This is a genomic window from Streptosporangium pseudovulgare (assembly GCF_014648055.1).
GTDB classification, from domain to species: Bacteria; Actinomycetota; Actinomycetes; order Streptosporangiales; family Streptosporangiaceae; genus Streptosporangium; species Streptosporangium pseudovulgare.
The window spans coordinates 122,305-144,468 of sequence record NZ_BMQJ01000006.1 but is presented as its reverse complement, the minus strand read 5'-3'; the positions used below and the strand labels follow the sequence as shown (position 1 = coordinate 144,468).

Genomic DNA, 22,164 nt, shown 5'->3' with positions numbered 1-22,164 from the left:
TCAAAAGGGTATATGCGCAATCCTTACTTGACTTTTACCTGGGATCTGTACACTCCCCCTGCCGGAATCCGGCCCCAGCCGAGGGCGCGCGCCCCGGCCAGTCCCCTTGGGAGTCACGTGAGCAACGGGTCGATGGACGCGCCCGCGGAACCCTCCGCGCAGACCGCGCCCGCGCAGCCCCCGGCGCGGGCCGGGCGGCGCCGCCGCCGGTGGCTCCGGTGGACGGTGGCCGGCGGCACCGCCGTCGTGGTGGCGGTGGCCGGCACGGCGGCCGCCGCCTACGTCAAGCTGAATGGGAACGTCAAGCGGGTCGACGTCGGAGCCGAGGAGCTGGGCGCGCGACCCGCCAAGATCGCAACCAAGGCGATGAACGTCCTGGTGGTCGGCTCCGACCAGCGCAACGGCAAGAACGCCAAGTACGGCCGGGAGGTCGGCGAGCGGACCGACACGATCATGCTGGCGCACATCTCGCCGAAGCGGGACAACGCCATGGTCATCAGCTTTCCCCGCGACTCCATGGTGCAGCTCCCCGACTGCAAGGCCACGGGGGGCCTGCAGGGCCAGCGGGCGCACATCGGCATGATCAACGAGTCGTTCAACTTCGGCGGGATCGGCTGCACCTGGAAGACCGTCGAGTCGCTCACCGGGATCCGCATCGACCACTTCGTGAAGGTCGACTTCACCGGCTTCAAGAGCATGGTGGACGCGGTCGGCGGCGTCGAGGTCTGTCTTCCGGAGCCGATCCGCGACGTGAAGGCCCTGCTCAACCTTCCCGCCGGGCGGCAGGTCCTCATGGGCGAGCAGGCCCTCGGCTACGTCCGCGTCCGCTACAGCCTCGGTGACGGCTCCGACATCGGGCGCATCCAGCGGCAGCAGATGTTCGTCGCGTCCATGGTCAAGAAGGTGATGAGCGGCGACACGCTCACCGATCCCACCAGGCTCTTCGGCTTCCTGGACGCGGCCACCAAGTCGGTCACCACCGACTCCGGCCTCACCACGGGTGTCATGAAGGACCTGGCGACGAGCGCCAAGGGCATGGCCGCCGGGCAGATCCACTTCGTCACCACGCCCTGGAGATACTCGGCCACCCACCCCGGCCGGGTGGAGTGGGTGCAGCCGCAGAGCAGGACGCTGTTCCAGATGGTCGCGCGGGACAGGACGTTCGCCGGTTCCGGGATCAAGGGCGGGCAGACCAAGGTCTCCCGCTCGAAGATCCAGGTCGAGGTGCGCAACGGGACGAACCGCTCCGGCCTGGGGTCGCAGGTGGCCGTCCAGCTTGAGGAGCGGGGCTACCACATCTACAAGATCGGTGACGCGCCGCGTAAGCCGTACCCGAAGACCACGATCATGTACTCGCCGAAGGGCGAGCCCGGCGTCCCCACGCTCAGCCGCGACCTGCTCGTCTCGACCGGCCGGGCGGTGCCCCGGGCGACCACGTCGAGGCTCATCCTGACCATCGGCGACGACTGGAAGGGGCTCAAGCCCCTCAGGACGAACGACACCGACAGCCTGAAGGGGTTCGACGCCACCCACGACTCCTGCGCGGGTGCCTGATCCCTCAATTCGGGCGAATGAGTAGGGTTCCGCCCATGTTGCACGGGAGATCGGCCGAACAGTCCGTCATCGACCGGCTGTTGTCGGACGCCCGCGAGAGCCGGAGCGGCGCCCTGCTCGTCCGGGGTGAGCCCGGCATCGGCAAGACCGCGCTGCTCGACTACGCCGCCGAGACGGCCGAGGCCATCGGGAACACGCGGGTGATCCGCGGCACCGGGGTGGAGCCGGAGTCCGAGCTGCCGTTCGCCGGCCTGCACCTGCTGCTGCGTCCGGTGCTCGACCGGGCGGGGGCGCTGCCCGCGCAGCAGGAGCGGGCGCTGCGCGCGGCGTTCGGCCTGGCCGCCGCGGAGGCCGGGGACCGGCTGCTGGTCGGCCTGGCCGTGCTCTCGCTGCTGAGCGAGCTGGCCGAGGACGGCCCGCTGCTGGTGCTGGTGGACGACGCGCAGTGGCTGGACCGGGCGTCGGCCGAGGCGCTGCTGTTCGCCGCGCGGCGGCTGGACGCCGAGGGGATCGCGCTGGTCCTCGCCGCCCGCGAGCCGTTCACCGCGCCGGGCGTGGCGGAGCTGACGCTCGGCGGGATCGACCCCGTCGCCGCCTCGGCGCTGCTGGGCTCGGTGGCGGGCGGGGGCATCGACCCGGTCGTCCGCTACCGCGTGCTCGCCGAGGCGCGGGGCAACCCGCTCGCGCTGATCGAGCTGCCCGCCGCCCTCTCCCGGGCCGGATCCCCCGGCGGACGACCCGGTGATCCGGCCGGCGACCCGGCCGGTGATACGGCGCTGCCGCTCACCGAGCGGGTCCAGGACGCCTTCCTCGACCGGTTCAGGCGGTTGCCCGAGGCGACGCAGGGGTTGCTGGCGGTGGCCGCGGCCTCCGGAACCGGCGGCCTGGACGTCGTGCTGCCCGCGGCGGCCACGTTCGGGGACCATCTGGAGGACCTGCACCCGGCGGAGAGCGCGGGTCTGGTCCGGGTCGAGGCGGGCGCCGTCGTGTTCCGCCACCCCCTGGTTCGCGCCGCCGTCTACCAGGGGATCCCGCCCAGCCTTCGGCTGGCCGTGCACCGGGCGCTGGCCGAGGCGCTCACCGGCGCTGACGACGCCGACCGGCGGGCCTGGCACCTGGCCATGGCGGCGACCGGCCCCGACGAGGAGGTGGCCGCGGAGCTGGAACGCACCGCGGCCCGCGCGAGCGAGCGCAGCGGGTACGCCGCCGCGGCCTCGGCCTACGACCGGGCGGCCCGGCTCAGCGCGCTGCCCGGGGCGCGGGCGCGGCGGCTCACGCTGGCGGCCGAGGCGGCGATCTGGGCCGGCGAGCTGGACCGGGCCGGGGCGCTCGCCGAGCAGGGCGCCCGGCAGCTCGCCGTACTCGCCGGTGACGCCGGCCGTACGGGCGACGCGGACGACCACGGCGGCCCCGGCGGCGAGAGCCGCGAAGACGAGGGCGGCCGGAGCGGCGCGGGCGCCGGAACCGGTGAGGGTGACGGGAGCCCGGCGTTGCGGGCCAGGCTCACACACGTCCGGGCGACGGCGGGCTTCATGCGCGGGGCGCCGCGCGAGGCCTACGACGCGCTGCTCGACGGCGCCGCTCCGGTGGACGGCGCGCGGGCGGCCCGGATGCTGATCCAGGCGTTCCACAGCGCCTGGTACCTCGGCGAGCCCGAGGTGGCGCGCGTCGCGGAACGGCTGCGCGCGCTGACCCTGCCCCCCGGCGACCCGCTGGCCCCGGTCGCCGGTTTCGTCACGGCGGTGCTGTCGGGGTCGGGCGACCTCCCCCCGCTCACCGAGGTGGTCGCCGAGGCCCGGCGGGCGGGCGCCGACAGCCCGCGCGACCTGGTCCAGGTCTGCGGGATCGGGCTGGCGGCCGGGCAGGACGCCGAGGTCGGCGAGGTCGCCAGGTCCCTGGTGGAGGAGGCTCGCACCCGGGGCACCATCGGGGTGCTGCCGACGCTGCTGTTCTTCTCCGCCGAGACGGAGCTGTTCCACGGACGGCACCGCGACGCGCTGACCGCCGCCGACGAGGGGCTGCGCATCGCCCGGGACACCGGCCAGGCGCAGTGGGCCGGCCAGCTGAGCGCCTTCCTCGCCTACCTCGCCGCGGTCGAGGGCGACGACGGGCGCTGCCACGCGCTCGTCAACGACGCCCTGGCCGACGGAGTGGTCGGGACGGGCTGGACGGCCTGGGCGCTGGGCACACTCGACCTGGGCCACGGTCGCGTGGAAGCGGCGCTCACCCGCCTCGCGCCCCTGGCCGGCGGGTACCAGGTGTCGGAGACGCGGTGCGTGCCCGACCTGGTGGAGGCGGCGGTACGGCTCGGCGACCCGGAACGGGCGGCTGGCCCCTTCGCCCGCTACCACGACTGGGCCCGCCGTACCGGCCGGCCCTGGGCGCACGCCCTGGCGCTGCGCTGCCGGGCCCTGCTGGAGGACTCCGAGGAGTGCTTCACCGCGGCGCTGGAGGCCGGTGCGCGGCCCTTCGAGCAGGCCAGGACGGAGCTGCTCTACGGCGAGTGGCTCCGCCGTACCCGGCGCAAGTCGGACGCCCGTCCGCACCTGCGGGCCGCGCTGGAGACCTTCGAGCGACTGGAGGCCGCGCCGTGGGCCGCGCGGGCCCGCACGGAGCTGGGCGCGACCGGATCCGCCGCGCCCGAGGCGCCCGCCCCCGGCGTGCTGGCCCGCCTCACCCCCCAGGAGCTGCAGATCGTACGGCTGGCGGCCGGCGGCCTGTCCAACCGGGACATCGCCGCCCAGCTCTTCCTCAGCCCCCGCACGGTCGGATACCACCTCTACAAGGCGTATCCAAAGCTCGGCGTCGCTTCCCGGGGCGAACTACGGGATATTGTCCTTTTTGCGTAAAAAGCCACGAAAGGCCTTCCCTCTTTACCCGCCGATGGATGCCCGGCTCCTAGTGTTCGGTACGTGTTTCGACCGAAAGGAGACCGGAGGAGGTCCGTGGCCGTTTGGCGAGGTCCGCGCTCTTTACAGGGGCGGGCGACGCTCATCACCGTTCTGATCTTCGCGCTGGTGCTCGGGATCGGCGCGCTCGCGACGTCGGCGGGCCTGCGGTACAAGGCGCTGGGCGCCGTGACGGACGGCGCCTCCCGGGCGGCCCGGGTGGCGGTCAGGGAGGTCCATCGGGGGATGCCCGACGGGACCGTCCCCACGAACGCCGTCGGCTGGCTGCAGGTCGTCGACCGCGCCGGCCGGGTCGTCGCGGCCAGCCCCATGATGCGGGGGATGCCGCCGATCAGCCGCATGTGGCCCGGCCCGGACGACACCCGTGTGGTGGACGACCCCTGCGTGACGGTCCCCGGGGCAGGGCGGACGTGCTTCGTCGTCGTCGGCCTGCAGGACAGGTCCTCCCCCTACGGCGACGTCATGGTCTACGCGGCGGAGCGGAAACCGCCCCTGCTGGCCGGCCACACCCTGGAGGGCGCGCTGACCGCCTTCTGCCTCATACTCCTCGGGCTGGTGGGCTGGGGCACCTGGTGTCTGGTCGGCCGGGCCCTCGAACCGGTGCGGCGGATGCGCGCCGAGATGGCGGAGATCGCCGCTTCCGGCCTCAGCCACCGGATAGCCGTCCCCGCCTCCGGCAGCGAGCTGAACACGCTCATCGAGTCGATCAACGGGACCCTCGACCGGCTGGAGCACGCCAGGGAGATGGAGCGCCGCTTCGCCTCCGACGCCTCCCATGAGCTGCGCACCCCGCTGACCGGCCTGCGCACCAAGCTGGAGCTGGCACTGGCCGACCCGGAGGCCGAGGATTCGGCGCTGACGATGCGGTCGGCGCTGAAGGACGCCGAGCGACTCCAGGCCGTCATCGACGACCTGCTCACGCTCGCCCGCCTCGACGCCGGAGCGCGACCCGAACCCCGGCGCGTCGACCTGGCGGAGCTGGTCACCGGTGAGATGGAGCAGCGGCCGTCCCGGCACGAGGTGCTCATGCGGCTGCACCCGGGCGTGGTCGTCCGGGGAGACCGGCTCCAGCTCAGCAGGGTCCTGACCAACCTGCTGGCCAACGCCGAACGGCACGCGGCGGGCATGATCGAGGTCAACGTCTGCCAGAACGGGGACGACGCCGTGCTGGAGGTCGTCGACGACGGTCAGGGCGTCCCGGAGGCCGACCGGGAACGGATCTTCCAGCGGTTCACCCGCCTGGACACCGCGCGCAGCCGGGAGGCCGGCGGGACGGGGCTCGGCCTGTCCATCGCCAGGGACATCGCGACGGCGCACGGGGGCACGCTGTACGCGACGGACCGGCTGCGGGGGGAGGGCGCCCGGTTCGTCCTGCGGCTGCCGCTGTCCGGTGACGTGGAGACGCCGCCCGGCGGCACGGGGGACGCGCACCGGCCGGGAAAGACGGAAAAGACGGGCAGGACCCGGCAAGGCTAGGCGAAGGGGCCGCCGTACGGCGGGCGGGTCAGCCGTGGCGGAGGTGCTCGCGGCTGAGGTCGAGCAGCATCCGCACGTGGAGGTCGGCGAGGCGGTAGTAGACCATCCGGCCCGCCCGGCGGGCCGCCACGACACCCGAGGTCCGCAGCAGCCGCAGCGCGTGCGACACGGCGGTGTCGCTGACCTCCACCGTCTCGGTGAGCTCGCAGACGCACAGCTCGCCGGCGTCGAGCAGCGCGTACAGGAGGCGGGCCCGGGTCGGGTCGCCCAGCAGCCGGAACAGCTCGGCCAGCCGGGTGGCCTCCTCGGCACTGAGAAGCCGGTCGCGCGTCGCCGCCACCCGGCCCGTGTCCGGCTCACTGCCGGCGCAGGCGTCCGGGTCGGCGAGGGCATCCATTGGAAAACTCCTGAACGACTGCTCAAATGATAATGAGTATCATACCAAGTCTTTCGCCGTTTCCCAGGGCCGCGCGCCGCGGCGAAGCCCGCCGGGAAACCCGGCGGGCCCGGAAAGGCCGGATCAGGCCGCCGCGGCGCTGCTCTTGGCCGACGCGCTGGTCAGTGGCTCCGCGATGTCCTCAAGGCTCTTGCCCTCGGCCTTGACCCCGAGGAACACCTCCACCAGTCCGGCCGCGATCATCAGAACCGCGCCGATGACGAAGGCCAGGGCCGTGTCACCCGGCTTGCCGCTCTCGACCAGGTGCGAGAAGATCAGCGGCCCGGCGACACCGCCGACGAGGGTGCCGATCGCGTAGAAGAAGGCGATGGCCATGGCCCGGGTCTCCATCGGGAAGATCTCGCTGACCGTCAGGTAGGCCGCGCTCGCCCCCGCCGAGGCGAAGAAGAGCACGACGCACCAGCAGGCGGTCAGCGTGACGGCGGTCAGCACGCCCTGGTTGAACAGCCACGCCGTGCCGAGCAGCAGCACTCCGGACCCGATGTAGGTACCGGAGATCATGGGCACCCGGCCGACGGTGTCGAACAGGTGACCCAGCAGCAGCGGGCCGAGGAAGTTGCCGACCGCGATGACCGCGAAGAAGTAACCGGTGTTGGTGTCAATCTTGAAGAACGTCGACAGGATCTGGGCGTACCCGAAGGTGATGGCGTTGTAGAGGAACGCCTGCCCGATGAAGAGCGAGAAGCCGAGGACGGTGCGCTTGGGGTAGCGGGCGACCATCGTGTGCGCGATCTGGCCGAACCCGATCGACCGGCGCTGGTGGATGGTCATGGAGGAGGAGGGCTCGGAGAGGCGCTCGCCCTTCTCGGTCTCGACGCGCTCCTCGATGCCGTCGACCAGCTCCTCCGCCTCCCGGCCCCGGCCGTGGATGAACAGCCAGCGGGGGCTCTCCGGCACGTGCCGCCGGACGAGGAGGATGCCGAGGCCGAGGACCACGCCCAGGCCGAAGGCGACACGCCAGCCGATGTTGACCGGGAGGTCGTTGAGCAGGGGGACGGTCAGCAGCGCGCCGCCGGCGGCGCCGAGCCAGTAGCTGCCGTTGATGACGACGTCGATGCGGCCGCGGTGGCGGCTGGGGATCAGCTCGTCGATGGCGGAGTTGATCGCCGCGTACTCACCGCCGATGCCGAACCCGGTCAGGAAGCGGAAGAGGAAGAACCACCACGCGGAGAACGAGAAGGCGGTCGCCGCGGTGGCGACCAGGTAGACCACCATCGTGATGATGAACAGCTTCTTGCGGCCGAACCTGTCGGTGAGCCAGCCGAAGAAGAGCGCGCCCACACAGGCGCCGGCCACGTAGAGGGCCGCCGCCGTACCGGCGACCTGGGCCTGGGTGATCGCCAGGCCGCTGCCCTCCTTGGCGAGCTGCGCCGAGAGGTTTCCGATGATGGTCACCTCGAGCCCGTCGAGGATCCAGACGGTTCCGAGGCCGATGATGATCATCCAGTGCCATCGTGACCATGGCAACCGGTCCAGCCGCGCGGGGACCTTGGTGGTCACCGTCCCCGTCTCAACGTCGCTCATGGCGCCACCGGCTACCCCGTGAGGAACATCTCATGCCACCCTGGACCAGGGCGGGAGCTTCGGAACCGCCCGGGTCCGGCACCGGGGGCGACTCGCGCGAGGACCGGTGCTCGCGGACGACGGCGACGACCCCGGCCGTGATCAGGCCCGCCGCGAAGACGACGCGCAGGCCGATCCTCGGGAACAGGGCGAGCGCGTCGAAGATCGAGTAGACGGCTGGGGACGGGGGACCGCCGCCCGCCGGGAGAGGCAGGCAGAGCGAGCGGACGGCGGCCAGCCCGGCGGTCAGCGCGACCATGCTCGCGGCCAGCCCGAACCCGGCGCCGCTGAGCGCCTCCCCGCGGTCGCCCGCGAGGACCACCCCCGCGGCCAGCGGCAGCACGGGCAGCAGCGGCAGCGCCCACTTCAGCCGGACCAGCCAGTCGCAGGCCGTCCGCGCGCCGAGCAGCGCCCGAACGGGGAACAGCTCGATCCGCGGGTGCAGGTCGGGCAGGCGGGAGGCGCCCGCCTGCCCGGCCGCGGCCAGCTCCCGCCGGGCCATGCCGTACACCGGGGTCAGGTCGAGCTCCACGCCGTCCGGGACCGCCCGCCCGGGTCCGTCCCGCAGCACGGAGACCACCCGCCGGTGCGCCGCCCGGTTCAGCTCGGCCCACACGGCGGGGAAGTCGCCGCCGGTGACGACCGCGTTCACGGACCGGCGGACGAGGTCCGCGGTGGCCGGACGGTCCATGCCGTCCAGTGACCGGGAGATCGCGGCGGTGACGCTGTCGGCGACGGCGTCGCGGACCGCGGGGTCGGCCGCCGTCGGCGCGACGTCCGTCACGTAGCGGCCGGAGCCGGATATCTCGTCCGCCACCCAGAAACCGGCGAGCGCGAACGGGGTGAGCGCGCAACCGAACATGATCGAAAAAGCGCTGATCACTCCCCGCACCGATCCCCCTCACCGCCCCTTAATGGGCAATCCCCGAATTCACCGTGGAAAACCGCATATGTCTCTCTTTTGGCCGCGATTTGGATGAGGGCAATCACCGGAAACGGCAGGGACCTCCCAACGAACCTTGACTCGGACTTCCCCGCGCGTCGCACCGCCTCATAGCGCATTCATCCGAAAACCGTTACTAACCTGTGACGCCTGGGGCCAACGGACGGGAGATGTTAGAGAGATGGCAGGTCAACGGGGTCATTTGAACATTGGGCCGAGCCTGGCGATCACCTTGGGATCGGCCGTCCTGTGGGGCCTGGCCCACCTGTGGGCCGGCCGGCGCGCGGCCGGCATCGCCCTGATGGGGACCTTCGTCACCCTCGTCGGAGGGATCGCGATCCTCCTCCTCACCTCCCGGGCCGAGCTGCTCGCCCTGATCGTCCAGCCGGCCTGGCTGTGGGTCTTCGGACTGGCCGCGCTGCTGTTCGCCGCCGCGACCGTGACCGTGACCGTGCGCTCCTACCAGCTCGTCCGGCCGGAGTCGCTGTCCGGCCCGGCCCGGCTGCTGTCGGCCCTCGCCGTGGGCGTGCTGTGCGCCCTGGTGGTCGCCCCCATGGCGTACGCGGCCCGGCTCGCCTACGTCTCCCAGCACGTCGTGACCTCGATCTTCACCGCCGACGGCGCGCCCATCCCGGTGGACCCCTGGCAGGGCCGCGACCGGATCAACATCCTGCTGATCGGCGGCGACGCCGCGGCCAACCGGGTCGGCGTGCGCACCGACAGCATGACCGTGGCCAGCGTCGACACCCATACCGGCGACACCGTGCTGTTCGGCCTGCCGAGAAACCTGGAGAAGGTCCCGATGCCGCCCGGCCCGGCGCGTCAGCACTTCCCCTACGGCTTCGGCGGCGAGCCGCCCTACACCCCCGGCCTGCTCAACGAGGTCTGGCAGTACGCCGAGGACCACCCCGACGTCGTCCCGGGCGTCCCCCGGGGGCACCGCGGCCCCACGCTGCTGAAGAGGACCGTCAGCGGCATCACCGGCCTGCCGGTCCACTACTACGCGATGGTCGACATGTTCGGCTTCGCCGACATCATCGACGCGATGGGCGGCGTGCGGGTCACCGTCAGGGACCCCATCGTGTACGGCCGGCAGAACGAGGGCCTGATCCCCGCCGGCACCCGCAGGCTGACCGGCGAACAGGCCCTCTGGTACGGCAGGGCCCGCACCTACAGCGACGACTACGTCCGGATGGGCCGGCAGAAGTGCCTGATGAACGCCGTCGCCAAGCAGGCCGATCCGGTGACGGTCCTCCGGAGCTTCGAGAGGCTGGCCGACGCCACGATGCACGCCGTCTCCACCGACATCCCGCAGGGGCTGCTGCCGAACCTGGTCGAGCTGGCGGAGAAGGTGAAGCGGTCGAAGATCCGGACCCTGCAGTTCGTCCCGCCGCTGATCAACACCGCGTACCCCGACTACGACCTGATCAAGCACAAGATCGCGGCGACCCTGGTCAAGCCGGCTCCCCCCGTCGTCGCGCACCGCGACGACTCCCAGCGGTTCCGCCCGAACACCGCGACGGTCCTCGACTCCGTCTGCGGCTGACCCGCGAGGCCGTCCGGGACGGCGGGCATCGCGCGACCCCGTCGCGTGATGCCCGCCGTCTTCGTCCCGCCCGCGACGGACCTCGGGGTACGGCCGCTTCGGCGCCGCCGCGCCCGCACCGGCTCCGGGCTCCCGCCCGGCTCCCGTCCCGGGACGCCCGGTGCCCGCCGGAGAGCGTCGTGACCGGGACGTGTCATTTCCCTACTTGACAGGTGGGTAGAGTCGGCCTTTATATACCCATAGCCGACTTGTTTAGTAGGAATTAGGAGTGGCCATGAAGGCTCGCAGGGCCCGCGGGGTGGTGGCGGCGCTGGCCGCCCTGGCGTTCACGACCTTGTCGGCCGCCTGCGGGGGATCGGAGACGGCGGGCACCGCGACCGCCTCCGGTGGCGGGGACAAGCTCGCCGAGGTGCGGCTCGGGTTCTTCCCCAACATCACCCACGCCACGGCGCTGGTCGGCGTGGAGAAGGGCCTCTTCGCCAAACATCTCGGCTCGACCAAGCTCACGACCAGCACCTTCAACGCCGGCCCGGCCGCGATCGAGGCGATCTTCTCGGGCGCGGTCGACGCCACCTACATCGGCCCCAACCCCGCCATCAACGCCTGGGCCAAGTCCAGGGGCAAGGCCATAAAGATCATCGCCGGGGCTGCCTCGGGCGGCGTCTCGCTGGTCGTCAAGCCCGAGATCAAGAGCGTCGAGGACCTGCGGGGCAAGAAGATCGCCACACCCCAGCTCGGCAACACCCAGGACGTCGCCCTGCGCTACTGGCTGCAGCAGAAGGGCCTGAAGACCGACACCAAGGGCGGCGGCGACGTCGGCATCGTCCCCCAGGAGAACTCCCAGACCCTGCAGACCTTCGCCACCGGTGACATCGACGGCGCGTGGGTGCCGGAGCCGTTCGCCAGCCGGCTGGTCCTGGAGAGCAAGGGCAAGGTCCTCGTCGACGAGCGGGACCTGTGGCCGGGCAAGCAGTTCGTGATCACCCACCTCATCGTCCGCCAGGACTTCGCCGCCGAGCACCCGGAGACGGTCCGGCAGCTCCTCGAAGGGCACGTCGAGGCCAACGCGGCGATCGAGGCCGACCCGGCCGACGCCGCGAAGACCGTGAACGCGGCCCTCGCCGAGCTGACCGGCAAGCCGCTCAAGCAGGAGGTCCTGGACCGCGCCTTCGCCAACATCACCTTCACCGACGACCCCATCGCCTCCTCGCTGACCGCCAGTGCCGACCACGCGATCAAGATCGGCCTGCTCCAGCCGGTCGACCTGAACGGCATCTACGACCTGTCGGTCCTCAACCAGATCCACAAGGCCGAGGGCCGCCCGGAGATCGCCGACAGGTGAGTCGTGAACCCGCCGAACCCGTCGAACCCGTCGCAACCGCCGATCGGAAGGATGAGGACGTGAGGACTCCGCTCAGGGAACGCGCCCGGAACAGCCGGGGCGTCGAGGACGCCCCGGCCCCCGGGACCGCCCGTCCGGAGGACGCCGAGGACACCGGGGCCGCCGGAGACGCCGGGCCCGCCGTCCGGCTGGACGGCGTCTCCAAGGTCTACGGCCAGGGCAGAAAGGGGCTGCACGCCCTGGACGACGTCACGCTCTCCGTCGCCCCGGGCGAGTTCGTCTGCCTGCTCGGCGCCTCCGGCTGCGGCAAGAGCACGCTGCTCTCCCTGGTCGCCGGGCTGGACACCCCCACGGCCGGCCGGATCGGCACCGGCGGCCGGAAGATCGCCATGATGTTCCAGGAGCCGGCCCTGTTCCCCTGGCTCACCGTCTCGGCCAACGTCGAGATGGCGCTGCGGGTCCAGGGCGTGGCCTCCCGGGAACGGCGTGAGCGAGCGGCGGCGCTCCTGGAGACCGTCCACCTGGGCGGTTTCGGCGGCAAGCGCCCGCACGAGCTGTCCGGGGGCATGCGCCAGCGGGTCTCCCTGGCCCGCGCGCTCGCCCAGGACGCCGACGTCCTGCTGATGGACGAGCCGTTCGGCGCGCTGGACGCGATGACCCGCGACCTGCTCCACGACGAGCTGGAGCGGATCTGGCGGGAACGCCGGCTCAGCGTCCTGTTCGTCACCCACAACGTCCGCGAGGCCGTACGGCTCGGCGACCGCGTCGTGCTGCTCAGCAGCCGTCCGGGGCGGGTCGTCGAGGATTTCCCCATCACGCTCGAACGGCCCCGCCGTACCGACTCCGCCGAGGTGGCGGAGATCGCCGGCACCGTGACGGGCCGGCTCCGGGAGGAGGTCATGCGCCATGGCCGCTGACACCAGGGTCACCACCGGCGTCGACGACACCGGTCACACCGCGATCGGCGCCGACGGCGCCGCGGTTCCCGGGGACACCGCGGTCGCCGGGGACGGCGGGGTCACCGGAACCACCGCCGGCGCCGCGGACCGCGCGCCCGCCGACGCCCACGCCCGGCAGCTCGCCGGGCTCGACGCGCTGGAGCTGGGCGGCGAGTCGTCCGGCGGCCCGGCCGCCCGCGTCTGGGGCCGCCTGTGGCCGATGGCCCTGGCCGTGTCCATCGTGCTGGCGGTGTGGCAGTGCGTGGTGTGGGCCGGTTTCTGGCCGGAGTACGTCTTCGCCGGGCCCGCCGACGTCGCCCCGGTCCTCCTCGACCGGCTGACCACCGGCGAGTACTGGGAGGCGATCGGTGTGACGATGCGCCGCGCGGTGACGGGCTTCGCCGTCTCGGTGGTGGCGGGCCTGGTGGTCGGCGCCCTGGTCTCCCGGGTCCGGGTGCTGCGGGCCGCCTTCGGCTCGCTGATCACCGGCCTGCAGACCATGCCGTCGATCGCCTGGTTCCCGCTGGCCATCCTGCTGTTCGGGCTGACCGAGAGCGCGATCACCTTCGTGGTCATCCTCGGCGCGGCGCCGTCCATCGCCAACGGGCTGATCACCGGGGTGGACTACACGCCGCCCATCCTGCTGCGCGCCGGGCACGTGCTCGGCTTCCGCCGCCTGCAGCTCTACCGCCACGTGATCCTGCCGGCGTCGCTGCCGTCGTTCCTGGCCGGGCTGAAGCAGGGCTGGGCCTTCGCCTGGCGGTCGCTGATGGCCGGGGAGCTGGTGGTGATCATCGCTCACCAGTCGTCGCTGGGCGAGCGGCTGTTCTTCGACCGCGAGCTCGCCGACTCGGCCGGTCTGCTCTCCACGATGATCGTGATCCTGGTCATCGGCATCGCGGTGGACCTGCTGTTCGAGACGGCCGACACCTCGCTGCGCCGCCGCTGGGGCCTCGCCCGGACGAGCGCCTGACGGCATGCGCGTCTCCGCCAGGACCCAGTACGCCCTGCGGGCCGTCGCCGAGCTGGCCGCCACCGGCCCGGGGCCCGTGCCCGCGGAGAAGGTCGCCGCGGCGCAGAACATCCCGCGGAGGTTCCTGGACAACATCCTGCTGCAGCTGCGCCGCGCCGGCCTGATCCACAGCCAGCGCGGTCCGGACGGCGGCTACTGGCTGGCCCGGCCCCCCGAGGAGATCACCCTGGCCGATGTGATCATGGTGATCGAGGGCAGGCCCGAGCACTTCAGGAACGACGACTACCCCGGCGTCGCGCGGCCCATCGCGCACGTCTGGAGCGTGCTTCGCGAGCACGAGGAGACCCTGCTCTCCGAGATCACCATCGCCCACATCACCCGGAACACCGTCCCCGGCGGCCACGGGGAGCCGGTGACCTGAGCCGCGCGGCTCAGTGGAAGACCTTCAGTCCGACGACCCCGGCGACGACCAGCACCAGGCAGGCGATCCTGGCCACCGACGTGGACTCGCCGAGCCACGCCATGCCGACGACGGTCGTGCCGACCGCGCCGATCCCGACCCACACGGCGTAGGCCGTACCGACCGGGATCGACTTCAGCGCGTACCCCAGCCCGACCATGCTCAGCGCCAGCGTCACCACGAAGATCAGGCTGGGCACCGGCCGGGAGAACCCCTGGGACCGGTCCAGGGCCACCGCCCACGCGGTCTCCATCAGCCCCGACAACACCAGCACCACCCATGCGATCGTCATCTGGCAGAGCCTGTCACAGCGGTTCTGCCCCCGCGCACCCGCCCTTCGTGGCATGATGCTCCAGCGGAGTGAAACGGTTTTCATAATCATGATTGGATCGTTGACGTGAGGGTGGCATTCGTCGGTAAGGGCGGCAGCGGCAAGACGACCCTGTCCGCACTGTTCGCGAGATACGTCGCCGCCAGGGGCGGACCCGTCGTGGCGATCGACACCGACATCAACCAGCACCTCGGCATGGCGCTCGGGATGCCCGAGAGCGCGCTGCCGCGCCCGATGGGCACGCACCTGACCGAGATCAAGGAGTACCTCCGCGGCGACAACCCGCTCATCTCCTCCGCCGCGGCGATGGTCAAGACCACCCCGCCCGGCCGCGGGTCGCGGCTGCTGCGCCTGGGGGAGTTCGACGACCCCGTGCACACCCGCTTCTCGGCCATCACGCCCGACGGGCCGCGCCTGATGGTCACCGGCCCGTTCGAGGAGACCGACCTGGGGGTGGCCTGTTACCACTCCAAGGTCGGCGCGGTGGAGCTGTACCTCAACCACCTCGTCGACGGCGCCGGCGAGTACGTCGTGGTCGACATGACCGCCGGGGCCGACTCGTTCGCCTCCGGGCTGTTCACCCGCTTCGACATGACGTTCCTGGTGGCCGAGCCCACCCGGCAGGGGGTGGGCGTCTACCGCCAGTACCGCGACTACGCCGCCGACTTCGACGTGCCGGTCGCGGTGGTCGGCAACAAGGTGCACGGCCCGTCCGACGTCGCGTTCCTGCGTGAGCACGTGGGCGACGACCTGCTGGTGTGCCTGGAGCACTCGGCGGCGGTCCGGGCCATGGAGCAGGGCCGGCCGTTCACGCTCGGCGACCTGGAACCGGCCGGCATGAAGGCGCTCGGCGCGCTTCTCGCGCGCCTGGACGCCCAGGAGAAGGACTGGTGGAAGTTCGGGCAGCAGGCGGTGGAGTTCCACCTGCGCAACGCCCGGGCCTGGGCGAACCGGACGACCGGCGAGGACCTGGCCGCCCAGGTCGACCCCGGCTTCATCTTCGGACCCACACGAGTGTCGCTCCCGCGCTAGGTGGAGCGGCCGACAGGCCGACCTAGTGTCGGGAAACGTCCCCTTTGCAATCTGCGAAAGGAGAACGCAGCATGTCGCTGACCGTTTCGAAGGATCTTCTCGACCAGGCCAGGGCCGGCGAGGTCGACGACGAGGCGTTCGTCGCCTGCGTCCGCGACTCCCTGCCGTACGCCTGGGCGGTGATCACCGAGCTGGTCGAGAGGCGCGAACGCACCGGCGCCGAGTTCGCCGACAACACCGTTCCACCGCCGGACGAGCAGGCCCGCGGTCAGCTCCTGCGCTGCCTGGCCAGCGACTCCATGCGCGGCGCCCTGGAGCGTCACTTCGGCATGAGGCTCGCCTTCCAGAACTGCCACCGGGTCGCGGTCTTCGACCCGGCGGCCACCGGCGCCCTCGCCGAGTTCGTCACCGCCAGGTCCCAGATCCTCAACCAGTCACCCGAACTCGTCGACTGCTAGCCGCGCACCGTCCGGACCGCCGGGACCCCCGGCCCGCGCCCCGGAGGCCGCCGCCCGGTACGGCGGAGCCTCCGGGGCCACCGGTCAGAGGTCCCGGACCAGGGGGAGCACCTGTTCCCCGAGCCGCCGGATGTTGTCGAGGGTGCGGGCGTGGTCGCCCGCACCCTCGACCATGAGGATCAGATGCCGCAGCCCGGTGGCTCCGGCGGTGCGCGCGATCCTCTCGGCGCAGCGCCCCGGCGAGCCGACCGGGTGCGTGTCGCACAGGAAGTCCACGTACGCCCCGATGTCGCGCCGCGGGCCCGGCCGGCCGTCCACGGGCACATGACCGGCGAGCCCGGGGGCCAGCCACCGGGGCATGGCCTCCCTGAGCTCCCGCACGGCCCGCTCGGTGGTGTCGGCCACGTACCCGACGGCCGCCCCCACGTGCCCGGGATCCGCGTCCCCGCCCGCGCCGCCGTCCCGGCCCCCACCGCCCGGACCGACGTCCCGCCCCTCGCCCGGGTCGCCGTCTCCGTTCCCGAGGCCGCCGTCCCGGCCCCCGCGCCGCTCCCCGCCCGCCCCCTCGCTCGCCGTACGGTAGGACCGGATCATCGCGGCCCGCTCGGCGTCGCCGATGTGCATCCCCAGCAGCATCGGCAGCCCCCGCTCCGCGGCGAGCGCGACGGTCGGCGCGGAGGTGCACGCCACCACCGGCCGCAGCCGCGCGGGCGGGACCACCGGCACCGGCCGGAACCGGAAGAACTCCCCCTCCGCCGAGACCGTCCCCGCGTCCAGGGCCGCGCACAGCAGGTCCAGCGACTCGCCGAACCCCCGCTCGAACCGCTCCAGCCCCGTGCCGAACACCTCAAGGTCCACCCACGGGCCGCCCCGCCCCACCCCGAGCGTGAACCGCCCGCCCGAGACGCGGTCGAGGATCGCCGCCTGCTCGGCCAGGTCCACCGGGTGCCGGGTGGACAGCACGCTCACCGCCGTCCCCACCCCGATCCGGGACGTACGGCCCAGCGCCACCCCGGCCAGGGTGGCCGCCGACGGGCACACGCCGTACGACATGAAATGGTGCTCGGCGATCCACGCGTCGTCGAAACCGGCCTCCTCGGCGACGGCGATCGCCTCCACCGTGTCCCGCAGCACCTCTCCCGCGTCCCGCCCGGGGAAACCCGCCGCGATCAGAAAGACGCCCATCCGCATGCCGCCACTGTGGATCAGCGAACCCTGCCGAGAAAGACCAGACCACCATTACTCCCGGACTTCATGGCCGCTCGATCCGACATCGTCCGGCCATTCGAACCCGGGCCCCGAGAGAGGGAATGGGCTTTCAGCCGAAGAGGCCCAGTTGGCCCTCGCCGGTCAGGGGATTGCGGTGCCGCTTCAGGTGGCGCCAGCGGGGCAGGTCGTCGAGATAGGACCATGACAGGCGGTGGTGCTCCGTCGGCCCGCGCTCGGCCAGCGCCCGCTGGTGGACCGGCGACGGGTAGCCCGCGTTGTCGGCGAAGCCGTACTCCTCACAACCGAGCGAGGCCATGTAGGAGTCGCGGCGGACCTTCGCGATCACCGACGCCGCGGCCACCGAGACGCACGACAGGTCGGCCTTGACCTCGCACCGCACCGGCCACGGCGCGCCGAGGTAGTCGTGTTTGCCGTCGAGGATGACCGCGTCCGGCCGGACCGGCAGCTCGGCCAGCGCCCGGCGGGCGGCCCGGCGCAGGGCCTCGGTCATGCCCAGCTCGTCGATCTCCTCGCACGACGCCTCGCCGTACCCGATCCCGGCCGCCCAGCCGGTGATCTCGGCGGCCATCGCGGTGCGGCGGGCGGGGGTGAGCATCTTGGAGTCGGTCAGCCCCGCGGGCGGCTCCGACAGGTCGGTGACGACGGCGCAGACCGCGACGGGCCCGGCCCAGGCGCCCCGCCCGACCTCGTCGATCCCGGCCACCGTCTTCGAGCCGCCGGCCGACAGCAGGCGTTCGAGCGCGTAGGAGGGAGGCACGGCCCCGACGTTACCGGCTCACCCGCCCCGCCGCCGCCCGGTACGGCACCGCGGCCCCGGCCCCCGGGGCGTTCCCGGCTCACCCGTCCCACCCCGCCCGGTACGGCACCACGGCCCCGGTCCCCGGGGCGTTCCCGGCTCCGGTCACCCGCCGGCGGGCCCGACCGGGGTGGGAGTCGGGGAGATGATCGGGGTGAGGGCCGGAGCGGAGACCGGGGCGAGGTCGGCGGCCAGCAGGCGCGCGGCGACGTGCAGGGCGCGCAGCGTGACCGCGACGGCGGGACGGTGGACGCTCCCGGCCCGCGCCACGGCATGGATCTCGCGGACGATGGGGGGCCCGGGAAGCTCGCGTACGGCGACGCCACGCACCCCGGCGGCCAGGGTCAGCGCCGGGGCGGCCGCGATGCCGATGCCCTTGGCGACCAGGCCGAGGACGGTGCCCAGCCCCTCGAACTCCCACGGCACCGGCCGGGCGCCGCCGACGCCGGCCAGCAGGCGGTCCACGGCCAGGCGGGACGGCTCCCCCTCGGGGGTCGCCATCCACGGTTCGTCGCGCAGCTCCCGCAGGTCGACGGGTTCCTCCGGGGCGGCCAGCCGGTGCCGGCGCGGCACCGCGAGCACCAGAGGGTCGCGCAGCAGTGGGAACACCCGCAGCGGCGCCGGTTCCTCGCGCGTCCCGCCGTGCCAGTCGTCCACCAGGGCGATGTCCGCCTCGCCCGACCGCACCTGGCCGATCCCGCGCCCGGCGGGCGCCTGCCGCATCCGCAGGGTCAGCCCGGTGTGCCGGCGCAGCGTCCGGGCCAGGGCGGGCGCGAAGGCGACCGCGGCGGTGGGGAAGGCGGTGACGGCGACGTGGCCCGAGGGCGTCCCCGCCTGGGCGGACAGGTCGGACTCGGCGGCCTCCACCATGGCCAGGATGCGCTCGGCGTGCTCGACGAGGCGGTGGCCGGCGTCGGTCAGCGCGGCGCTGCGGGCCGTCCGGTCGAGCAGGGCGGCCCCGGCCTCACGCTCCAGGACCGCGAGCTGCTGGGAGACGGCGGACGGGCTGTAGCCGAGGGCCTCGGCGGTCGCCGCGATGCTGCCCCGGCGGGCGAACTCGCAGATCACCGTCAGGCGGCGCAGATCGAGCATCGGTTTTCCTTATGCCTTCCCACGGCGACCGATGGTTGTTCCGAGGGATCCACCTCACCATGCTGGGGAGCGTTCCGCAACGACCGGAGGCACCCATGGGCATCGCCCTTTCCGCCACGCTGGCGGCCAACGAGGAGATCGAGAGCAGGCGGCGTGCCGGGGAGCGCGTGCTGCACCTGGCCTTCGGGGAGGCGGGCCTGCCGGTCCACCCGGTACTGCGGGAGCGGCTGGCCGACGCCGCCGGGCACAACGGGTACGGCCCGGTCGCCGGGGTTCCGGAGCTGCGCGAGGCGGCGGCCGGGTACTGGCGCCGCAGGGGCCTGCCCACCGACCCGGAGTCGGTCGTCTGCGGCCCCGGCAGCAAGTCCCTGCTGTACGGCCTGCTGCCGGCGATCGGCGGCGACGTCGTGCTGCCCGTACCGAGCTGGGTCAGCTACGCCGCCCAGGCGGAACTGGCCGGGGCGCGTCCGCTGCCCGTCCCGTCGCCGCCCGGCGAGGGCGGGGTGCCCGACCCCGCCCTCCTCGCCGACGCGGTCCTGGACGCGCGCTCCCGGGGGCGCCGGGTGCGCGCGCTGCTGGTCACGCTGCCGGACAACCCCACCGGCACGCTGGCCGGCGCCGCGACGGTCCGGCGGGTCGCCGAGCTGGCCCGCGAGCTCGACCTGTTGATCATCTCCGACGAGATCTACCGCGATCTCGTCCACGACCCCGCGGCGGGGTTCCTCAGCCCGGCCGACGTCGCGCCCGAGCGCACGATCGTCACCACCGGGCTCAGCAAGAGCCTCGCCCTGGGCGGCTGGCGGATCGGCGTGGCCCGCCTTCCCTCCGAGGAGCTGCGCGACCGGCTGCTCGCCGTGGCGAGCGAGATCTGGTCCAGTCCCGCGGCCCCCGTCCAGCAGGCGGCGGCCCACGCCTACACCGAACCCCCCGAGCTCACCGAGCGGATCGAGCGGAGCCGGCGGCTGCACGGCGCGGTCGCGCGGGCCGTGCACGGGCTGCTCGCCGGGGCGGGCGTGCCGGCCGGCGCGCCACGCGGCGGCTTCTACCTGTACCCCGACTTCACCGGACTGCCCTTCGGCACCTCCGCCGACCTGGCCGCGCACCTGCTAGGCGCGCACGGCGTCGGGGTGCTCCCCGGCCACGCCTTCGGTGACGACCCGCGGGCCCTGCGGGTGCGGATGGCGACCAGCCTCCTGTACGGCGAGACGACCGAGCGGCGGCTGGCCGCGCTGGCCGCCCCCGACCCCCTGGAGCTGCCCTGGATCTCCGCCTCGCTGGACCGGCTGGCCGGGGTCCTGAGCCGTCTCGGCGCGGGCGCCGGAACGCCGGGCGGACGCTGACCGCGGCGGTGCCCGCGGCGGTGCCCGGCGGGGTGGAGCGGCCGCTCGGAAAAGCCTCCGGGGAGGGCGGACGGGCCGCTCCGAAGACGTCCGGAGGGGGTGGAGCGACCGCTCCGAAGACGTCCGGAAGCGGTGAAGCCACCGCTCCGGCGGCGCGGTGGTCCGCGATGTGAGCGCTTGACGGAAAATTTACCCGCGGGCCGGCCGTCCCCGGGGCGGCCTTCACGCCTCTGACCTGCGGTTTCACCGTCGAAAACGGGGCAGAGAGGGCGATTCACCCAGCGGCCACCGAAACGCCCCGCATCATTTGGCAAAAGCCCACGTCGGCAGCCCTCATCATGTGCTCATGCCCGCTTTTGTCACCCTGTCCGGGCGCCTCGTGCGCCTGGAGCCGCTCAGCCTCGCGGTCGTCGACGACCTCGTCGCCGCGGCGAGTGAAGACCGCTCCACCTACGGCTTCACTCGTGTGCCCCATGGTCGGGGCGAGGTGGTCTCCTACGTGGAGGCCGCCCTGGCTGAGCAGGCGGAGGGCCGCACGATGCCCTTCGCCGTCCGGTGGCTGCACACCGACCGCGTGGTCGGTGCCACCCGTCTCATGAACCTGGAGTACTGGCAGGGCCCCATGCCCTGGCCACCGGGCGCCCGTGGAGCGGTGGGCGAGGTCCCGTCCGTGGCGGACATCGGTTACACCTGGCTGGCGGCGTCGGCCCAGGGCACCGGTGTCAACCGGGAGAGCAAGTACCTGATGCTCTCCCTCGCCTTCGAGACGTGGCAGGTCCACCGCGTCACCCTCAAAGCCGACGTGCGCAACGTACGCTCCCGGGCCGCCATCGAGGCCCTCGGCGCACACCTCGACGGTGTGCGGCGGGCGGAATCCCGAGGCGCCGACGACACGGTCCGAGATACCGCGTACTACTCGATCCTCAGCTCCGAGTGGCCGCTCGTGCGAGAACGGCTGCACGCCCGGCTCGGCCTGGTCGAGGCCGCCTAGCCGAACAACGGAGAGGGAGGACCCTCCCCGTCATCCGTCACTTCGACGATCTCTTGGAACGGAAGGCCCGCCCGGGGACCGGGCGGGCCTGACGTTCGTCCGGAAGCCGGACCCGGCGTCACTCGTCGTCGCCGTCGGCCTCGTAGACGTAGTTCCACCTGCCGCACATCTTCGTCCGGCCCTCGCCCTGGTGCCAGTAGCAGACCCGGACCTGGGCGCTGTCGACGTCGTCGGAGGCGAAGTGGAAGGAGCGGTAGCCGCTGGAGCCGCACTTCTTGGCCCAGTAGGTCGACTCGTCACCGTCGGTGTTCTCGAACTTGACCTGGACGTAGCCGCAGAGCCAGCTCGGCGAGTACCTGTCGTAGAGCCTGCCCCCGACGTGGACCCGGTCGGAGTCGTCGGTCCACACCCGGCCCCTGGCGGCCATGGCGCGGGAGTGACCGAAGTACTTCGAGTAGTAGGGGCCCCAGCTGTCGTCGTAGTCGTGGCTCGCGGTCGTCGTGGCCGTCGTGGACGCCGCGGCGGTGCCGGCGGCGCCGGCGGCGAGCGTGGCGGCCGAAGCGGGGGAGGCCAGCGCCGGGGTGACCGCGAGGACGGCGGTGGCGGCTGCGAGGCCGAGGAGGGTGCGGGCGGTGGTGCGCATTGCGGTTCTCCCAGGGGGTGAGGCGGCTCCCGTCTCCGTTCGGGGAGCCATGGCTCATTGATAGGCCGGACCGCCTGCACCCCGCTTACC

20 protein-coding genes are annotated in these 22,164 nt (G+C 72.9%); 12 read left to right on the top strand and 8 right to left on the bottom strand.

Features of this window, described 5'->3' with window-relative positions:
- The first annotated feature begins 117 nt into the window (after positions 1–117).
- From IEZ10_RS14245 to IEZ10_RS14235, 3 genes are all read left to right on the top strand, one after another.
- Entirely contained in the window at positions 118–1,554 is a 1,437-nt protein-coding gene (locus tag IEZ10_RS14245) for an LCP family protein (RefSeq protein WP_229811251.1), read from the top strand.
- Positions 1,555–1,589: 35 nt separating this feature from the next.
- On the top strand, positions 1,590–4,403 hold the full coding sequence (locus tag IEZ10_RS14240; protein WP_189246969.1) for a helix-turn-helix transcriptional regulator: 2,814 nt from the start codon (positions 1,590–1,592) through the stop codon (positions 4,401–4,403).
- A gap of 96 nt (positions 4,404–4,499) precedes the next feature.
- Entirely contained in the window at positions 4,500–5,939 is a 1,440-nt protein-coding gene (locus IEZ10_RS14235; RefSeq protein ID WP_189246968.1) for a sensor histidine kinase, read from the top strand.
- 28 nt (positions 5,940–5,967) lie between these two features.
- Here IEZ10_RS14235 and IEZ10_RS14230 read toward each other — a convergent pair whose 3' ends face one another.
- From IEZ10_RS14230 to IEZ10_RS14220, 3 genes are all read right to left on the bottom strand, one after another.
- The gene (locus IEZ10_RS14230; protein WP_189246967.1) at positions 5,968–6,336 is read right to left on the bottom strand and encodes an ArsR/SmtB family transcription factor; all 369 of its coding nucleotides are present in this window, start codon (positions 6,334–6,336) and stop codon (positions 5,968–5,970) included.
- 123 nt (positions 6,337–6,459) lie between these two features.
- On the bottom strand, positions 6,460–7,920 hold the full coding sequence (locus IEZ10_RS14225) for an MFS transporter (RefSeq protein ID WP_189246966.1): 1,461 nt from the start codon (positions 7,918–7,920) through the stop codon (positions 6,460–6,462).
- A complete protein-coding gene (locus tag IEZ10_RS14220; protein WP_189246965.1) occupies positions 7,907–8,842 on the bottom strand; it encodes a hypothetical protein in 936 nt (311 codons plus the stop codon). The genes IEZ10_RS14225 and IEZ10_RS14220 overlap by 14 nt, the downstream gene beginning before the upstream one ends.
- Positions 8,843–9,104: 262 nt before the next feature.
- Here IEZ10_RS14220 and IEZ10_RS14215 point away from each other — a divergent pair, with 262 nt between their 5' ends.
- The 5 genes from IEZ10_RS14215 (at position 9,105) to IEZ10_RS14195 (ending at position 14,122) form a co-directional block, all read left to right on the top strand.
- On the top strand, positions 9,105–10,448 hold the full coding sequence (locus IEZ10_RS14215) for an LCP family protein (protein WP_229811250.1): 1,344 nt from the start codon (positions 9,105–9,107) through the stop codon (positions 10,446–10,448).
- A gap of 274 nt (positions 10,449–10,722) precedes the next feature.
- Complete coding sequence (locus tag IEZ10_RS14210; protein WP_189246963.1) at positions 10,723–11,790, top strand: ABC transporter substrate-binding protein; 1,068 nt, start codon at positions 10,723–10,725, stop codon at positions 11,788–11,790.
- Between the two features lie 188 nt (positions 11,791–11,978).
- Positions 11,979–12,707 (top strand): ABC transporter ATP-binding protein, encoded by a 729-nt coding sequence (locus tag IEZ10_RS14205; RefSeq protein ID WP_189247143.1) that lies wholly within the window; start codon positions 11,979–11,981, stop codon positions 12,705–12,707.
- Positions 12,697–13,701, top strand: a complete 1,005-nt coding sequence (locus tag IEZ10_RS14200) for an ABC transporter permease (protein ID WP_189246962.1) — start codon at positions 12,697–12,699, stop codon at positions 13,699–13,701. Before IEZ10_RS14205 ends, IEZ10_RS14200 begins: the two co-directional genes overlap by 11 nt.
- A 4-nt stretch (positions 13,702–13,705) precedes the next feature.
- Positions 13,706–14,122 (top strand): RrF2 family transcriptional regulator, encoded by a 417-nt coding sequence (locus IEZ10_RS14195; RefSeq protein WP_189246961.1) that lies wholly within the window; start codon positions 13,706–13,708, stop codon positions 14,120–14,122.
- Between the two features lie 10 nt (positions 14,123–14,132).
- On the opposite strand, the gene IEZ10_RS14190 is transcribed toward IEZ10_RS14195, so the two are convergent.
- Entirely contained in the window at positions 14,133–14,447 is a 315-nt protein-coding gene (locus IEZ10_RS14190; protein WP_189247142.1) for a DMT family transporter, read from the bottom strand.
- A gap of 111 nt (positions 14,448–14,558) precedes the next feature.
- Here IEZ10_RS14190 and IEZ10_RS14185 point away from each other — a divergent pair, with 111 nt between their 5' ends.
- On the top strand, positions 14,559–15,524 hold the full coding sequence (locus IEZ10_RS14185; protein WP_189246960.1) for an ATP-binding protein: 966 nt from the start codon (positions 14,559–14,561) through the stop codon (positions 15,522–15,524).
- A gap of 71 nt (positions 15,525–15,595) precedes the next feature.
- A complete protein-coding gene (locus IEZ10_RS14180; RefSeq protein ID WP_189246959.1) occupies positions 15,596–15,982 on the top strand; it encodes an SCO5389 family protein in 387 nt (128 codons plus the stop codon).
- A gap of 84 nt (positions 15,983–16,066) precedes the next feature.
- Here the strand turns inward: IEZ10_RS14180 and IEZ10_RS14175 are convergent, their stop codons facing one another.
- From IEZ10_RS14175 to IEZ10_RS14165, 3 genes are all read right to left on the bottom strand, one after another.
- Positions 16,067–17,173, bottom strand: coding sequence for an LLM class flavin-dependent oxidoreductase (locus IEZ10_RS14175; protein WP_189246958.1), 1,107 nt, complete (start codon positions 17,171–17,173; stop codon positions 16,067–16,069).
- A gap of 127 nt (positions 17,174–17,300) precedes the next feature.
- Positions 17,301–17,969 (bottom strand): ribonuclease HII, encoded by a 669-nt coding sequence (gene rnhB, locus IEZ10_RS14170; protein WP_189246957.1) that lies wholly within the window; start codon positions 17,967–17,969, stop codon positions 17,301–17,303.
- Positions 17,970–18,113: 144 nt separating this feature from the next.
- A complete protein-coding gene (locus tag IEZ10_RS14165; protein WP_189246956.1) occupies positions 18,114–19,100 on the bottom strand; it encodes a LysR family transcriptional regulator in 987 nt (328 codons plus the stop codon).
- A gap of 95 nt (positions 19,101–19,195) precedes the next feature.
- Here IEZ10_RS14165 and IEZ10_RS14160 point away from each other — a divergent pair, with 95 nt between their 5' ends.
- Together IEZ10_RS14160 and IEZ10_RS14155 are read left to right on the top strand one after the other, a co-directional pair.
- Positions 19,196–20,440 carry a pyridoxal phosphate-dependent aminotransferase gene (locus IEZ10_RS14160; RefSeq protein ID WP_189246955.1) on the top strand — a complete coding sequence of 415 codons (1,245 nt, stop codon included), beginning with the start codon at positions 19,196–19,198 and terminating at the stop codon, positions 20,438–20,440.
- Between the two features lie 346 nt (positions 20,441–20,786).
- Positions 20,787–21,431, top strand: coding sequence for a GNAT family N-acetyltransferase (locus IEZ10_RS14155; RefSeq protein ID WP_189246954.1), 645 nt, complete (start codon positions 20,787–20,789; stop codon positions 21,429–21,431).
- Between the two features lie 118 nt (positions 21,432–21,549).
- On the opposite strand, the gene IEZ10_RS14150 is transcribed toward IEZ10_RS14155, so the two are convergent.
- Positions 21,550–22,074, bottom strand: a complete 525-nt coding sequence (locus IEZ10_RS14150; RefSeq protein WP_189246953.1) for a hypothetical protein — start codon at positions 22,072–22,074, stop codon at positions 21,550–21,552.
- Between the last annotated feature and the right edge of the window lie 90 nt (positions 22,075–22,164).

Bases quoted from the DNA above. Each gene is read 5' to 3' on its own strand.
- IEZ10_RS14165 (WP_189246956.1), bottom strand. From the start codon at position 19,100: ATGCTCGATCTGCGCCGCCTGACGGTGATCTGCGAGTTCGCCCGCCGG.
- IEZ10_RS14240 (WP_189246969.1), top strand. From the start codon at position 1,590: ATGTTGCACGGGAGATCGGCCGAACAGTCCGTCATCGACCGGCTGTTG.
- IEZ10_RS14180 (WP_189246959.1), top strand. From the start codon at position 15,596: ATGTCGCTGACCGTTTCGAAGGATCTTCTCGACCAGGCCAGGGCCGGC.
- IEZ10_RS14155 (WP_189246954.1), top strand. From the start codon at position 20,787: ATGCCCGCTTTTGTCACCCTGTCCGGGCGCCTCGTGCGCCTGGAGCCG.
- IEZ10_RS14225 (WP_189246966.1), bottom strand. From the start codon at position 7,920: ATGAGCGACGTTGAGACGGGGACGGTGACCACCAAGGTCCCCGCGCGG.
- IEZ10_RS14160 (WP_189246955.1), top strand. From the start codon at position 19,196: ATGGGCATCGCCCTTTCCGCCACGCTGGCGGCCAACGAGGAGATCGAG.
- IEZ10_RS14200 (WP_189246962.1), top strand. From the start codon at position 12,697: ATGGCCGCTGACACCAGGGTCACCACCGGCGTCGACGACACCGGTCAC.
- IEZ10_RS14175 (WP_189246958.1), bottom strand. From the start codon at position 17,173: ATGCGGATGGGCGTCTTTCTGATCGCGGCGGGTTTCCCCGGGCGGGAC.
- IEZ10_RS14210 (WP_189246963.1), top strand. From the start codon at position 10,723: ATGAAGGCTCGCAGGGCCCGCGGGGTGGTGGCGGCGCTGGCCGCCCTG.
- IEZ10_RS14230 (WP_189246967.1), bottom strand. From the start codon at position 6,336: ATGGATGCCCTCGCCGACCCGGACGCCTGCGCCGGCAGTGAGCCGGAC.
- IEZ10_RS14150 (WP_189246953.1), bottom strand. From the start codon at position 22,074: ATGCGCACCACCGCCCGCACCCTCCTCGGCCTCGCAGCCGCCACCGCC.
- IEZ10_RS14195 (WP_189246961.1), top strand. From the start codon at position 13,706: ATGCGCGTCTCCGCCAGGACCCAGTACGCCCTGCGGGCCGTCGCCGAG.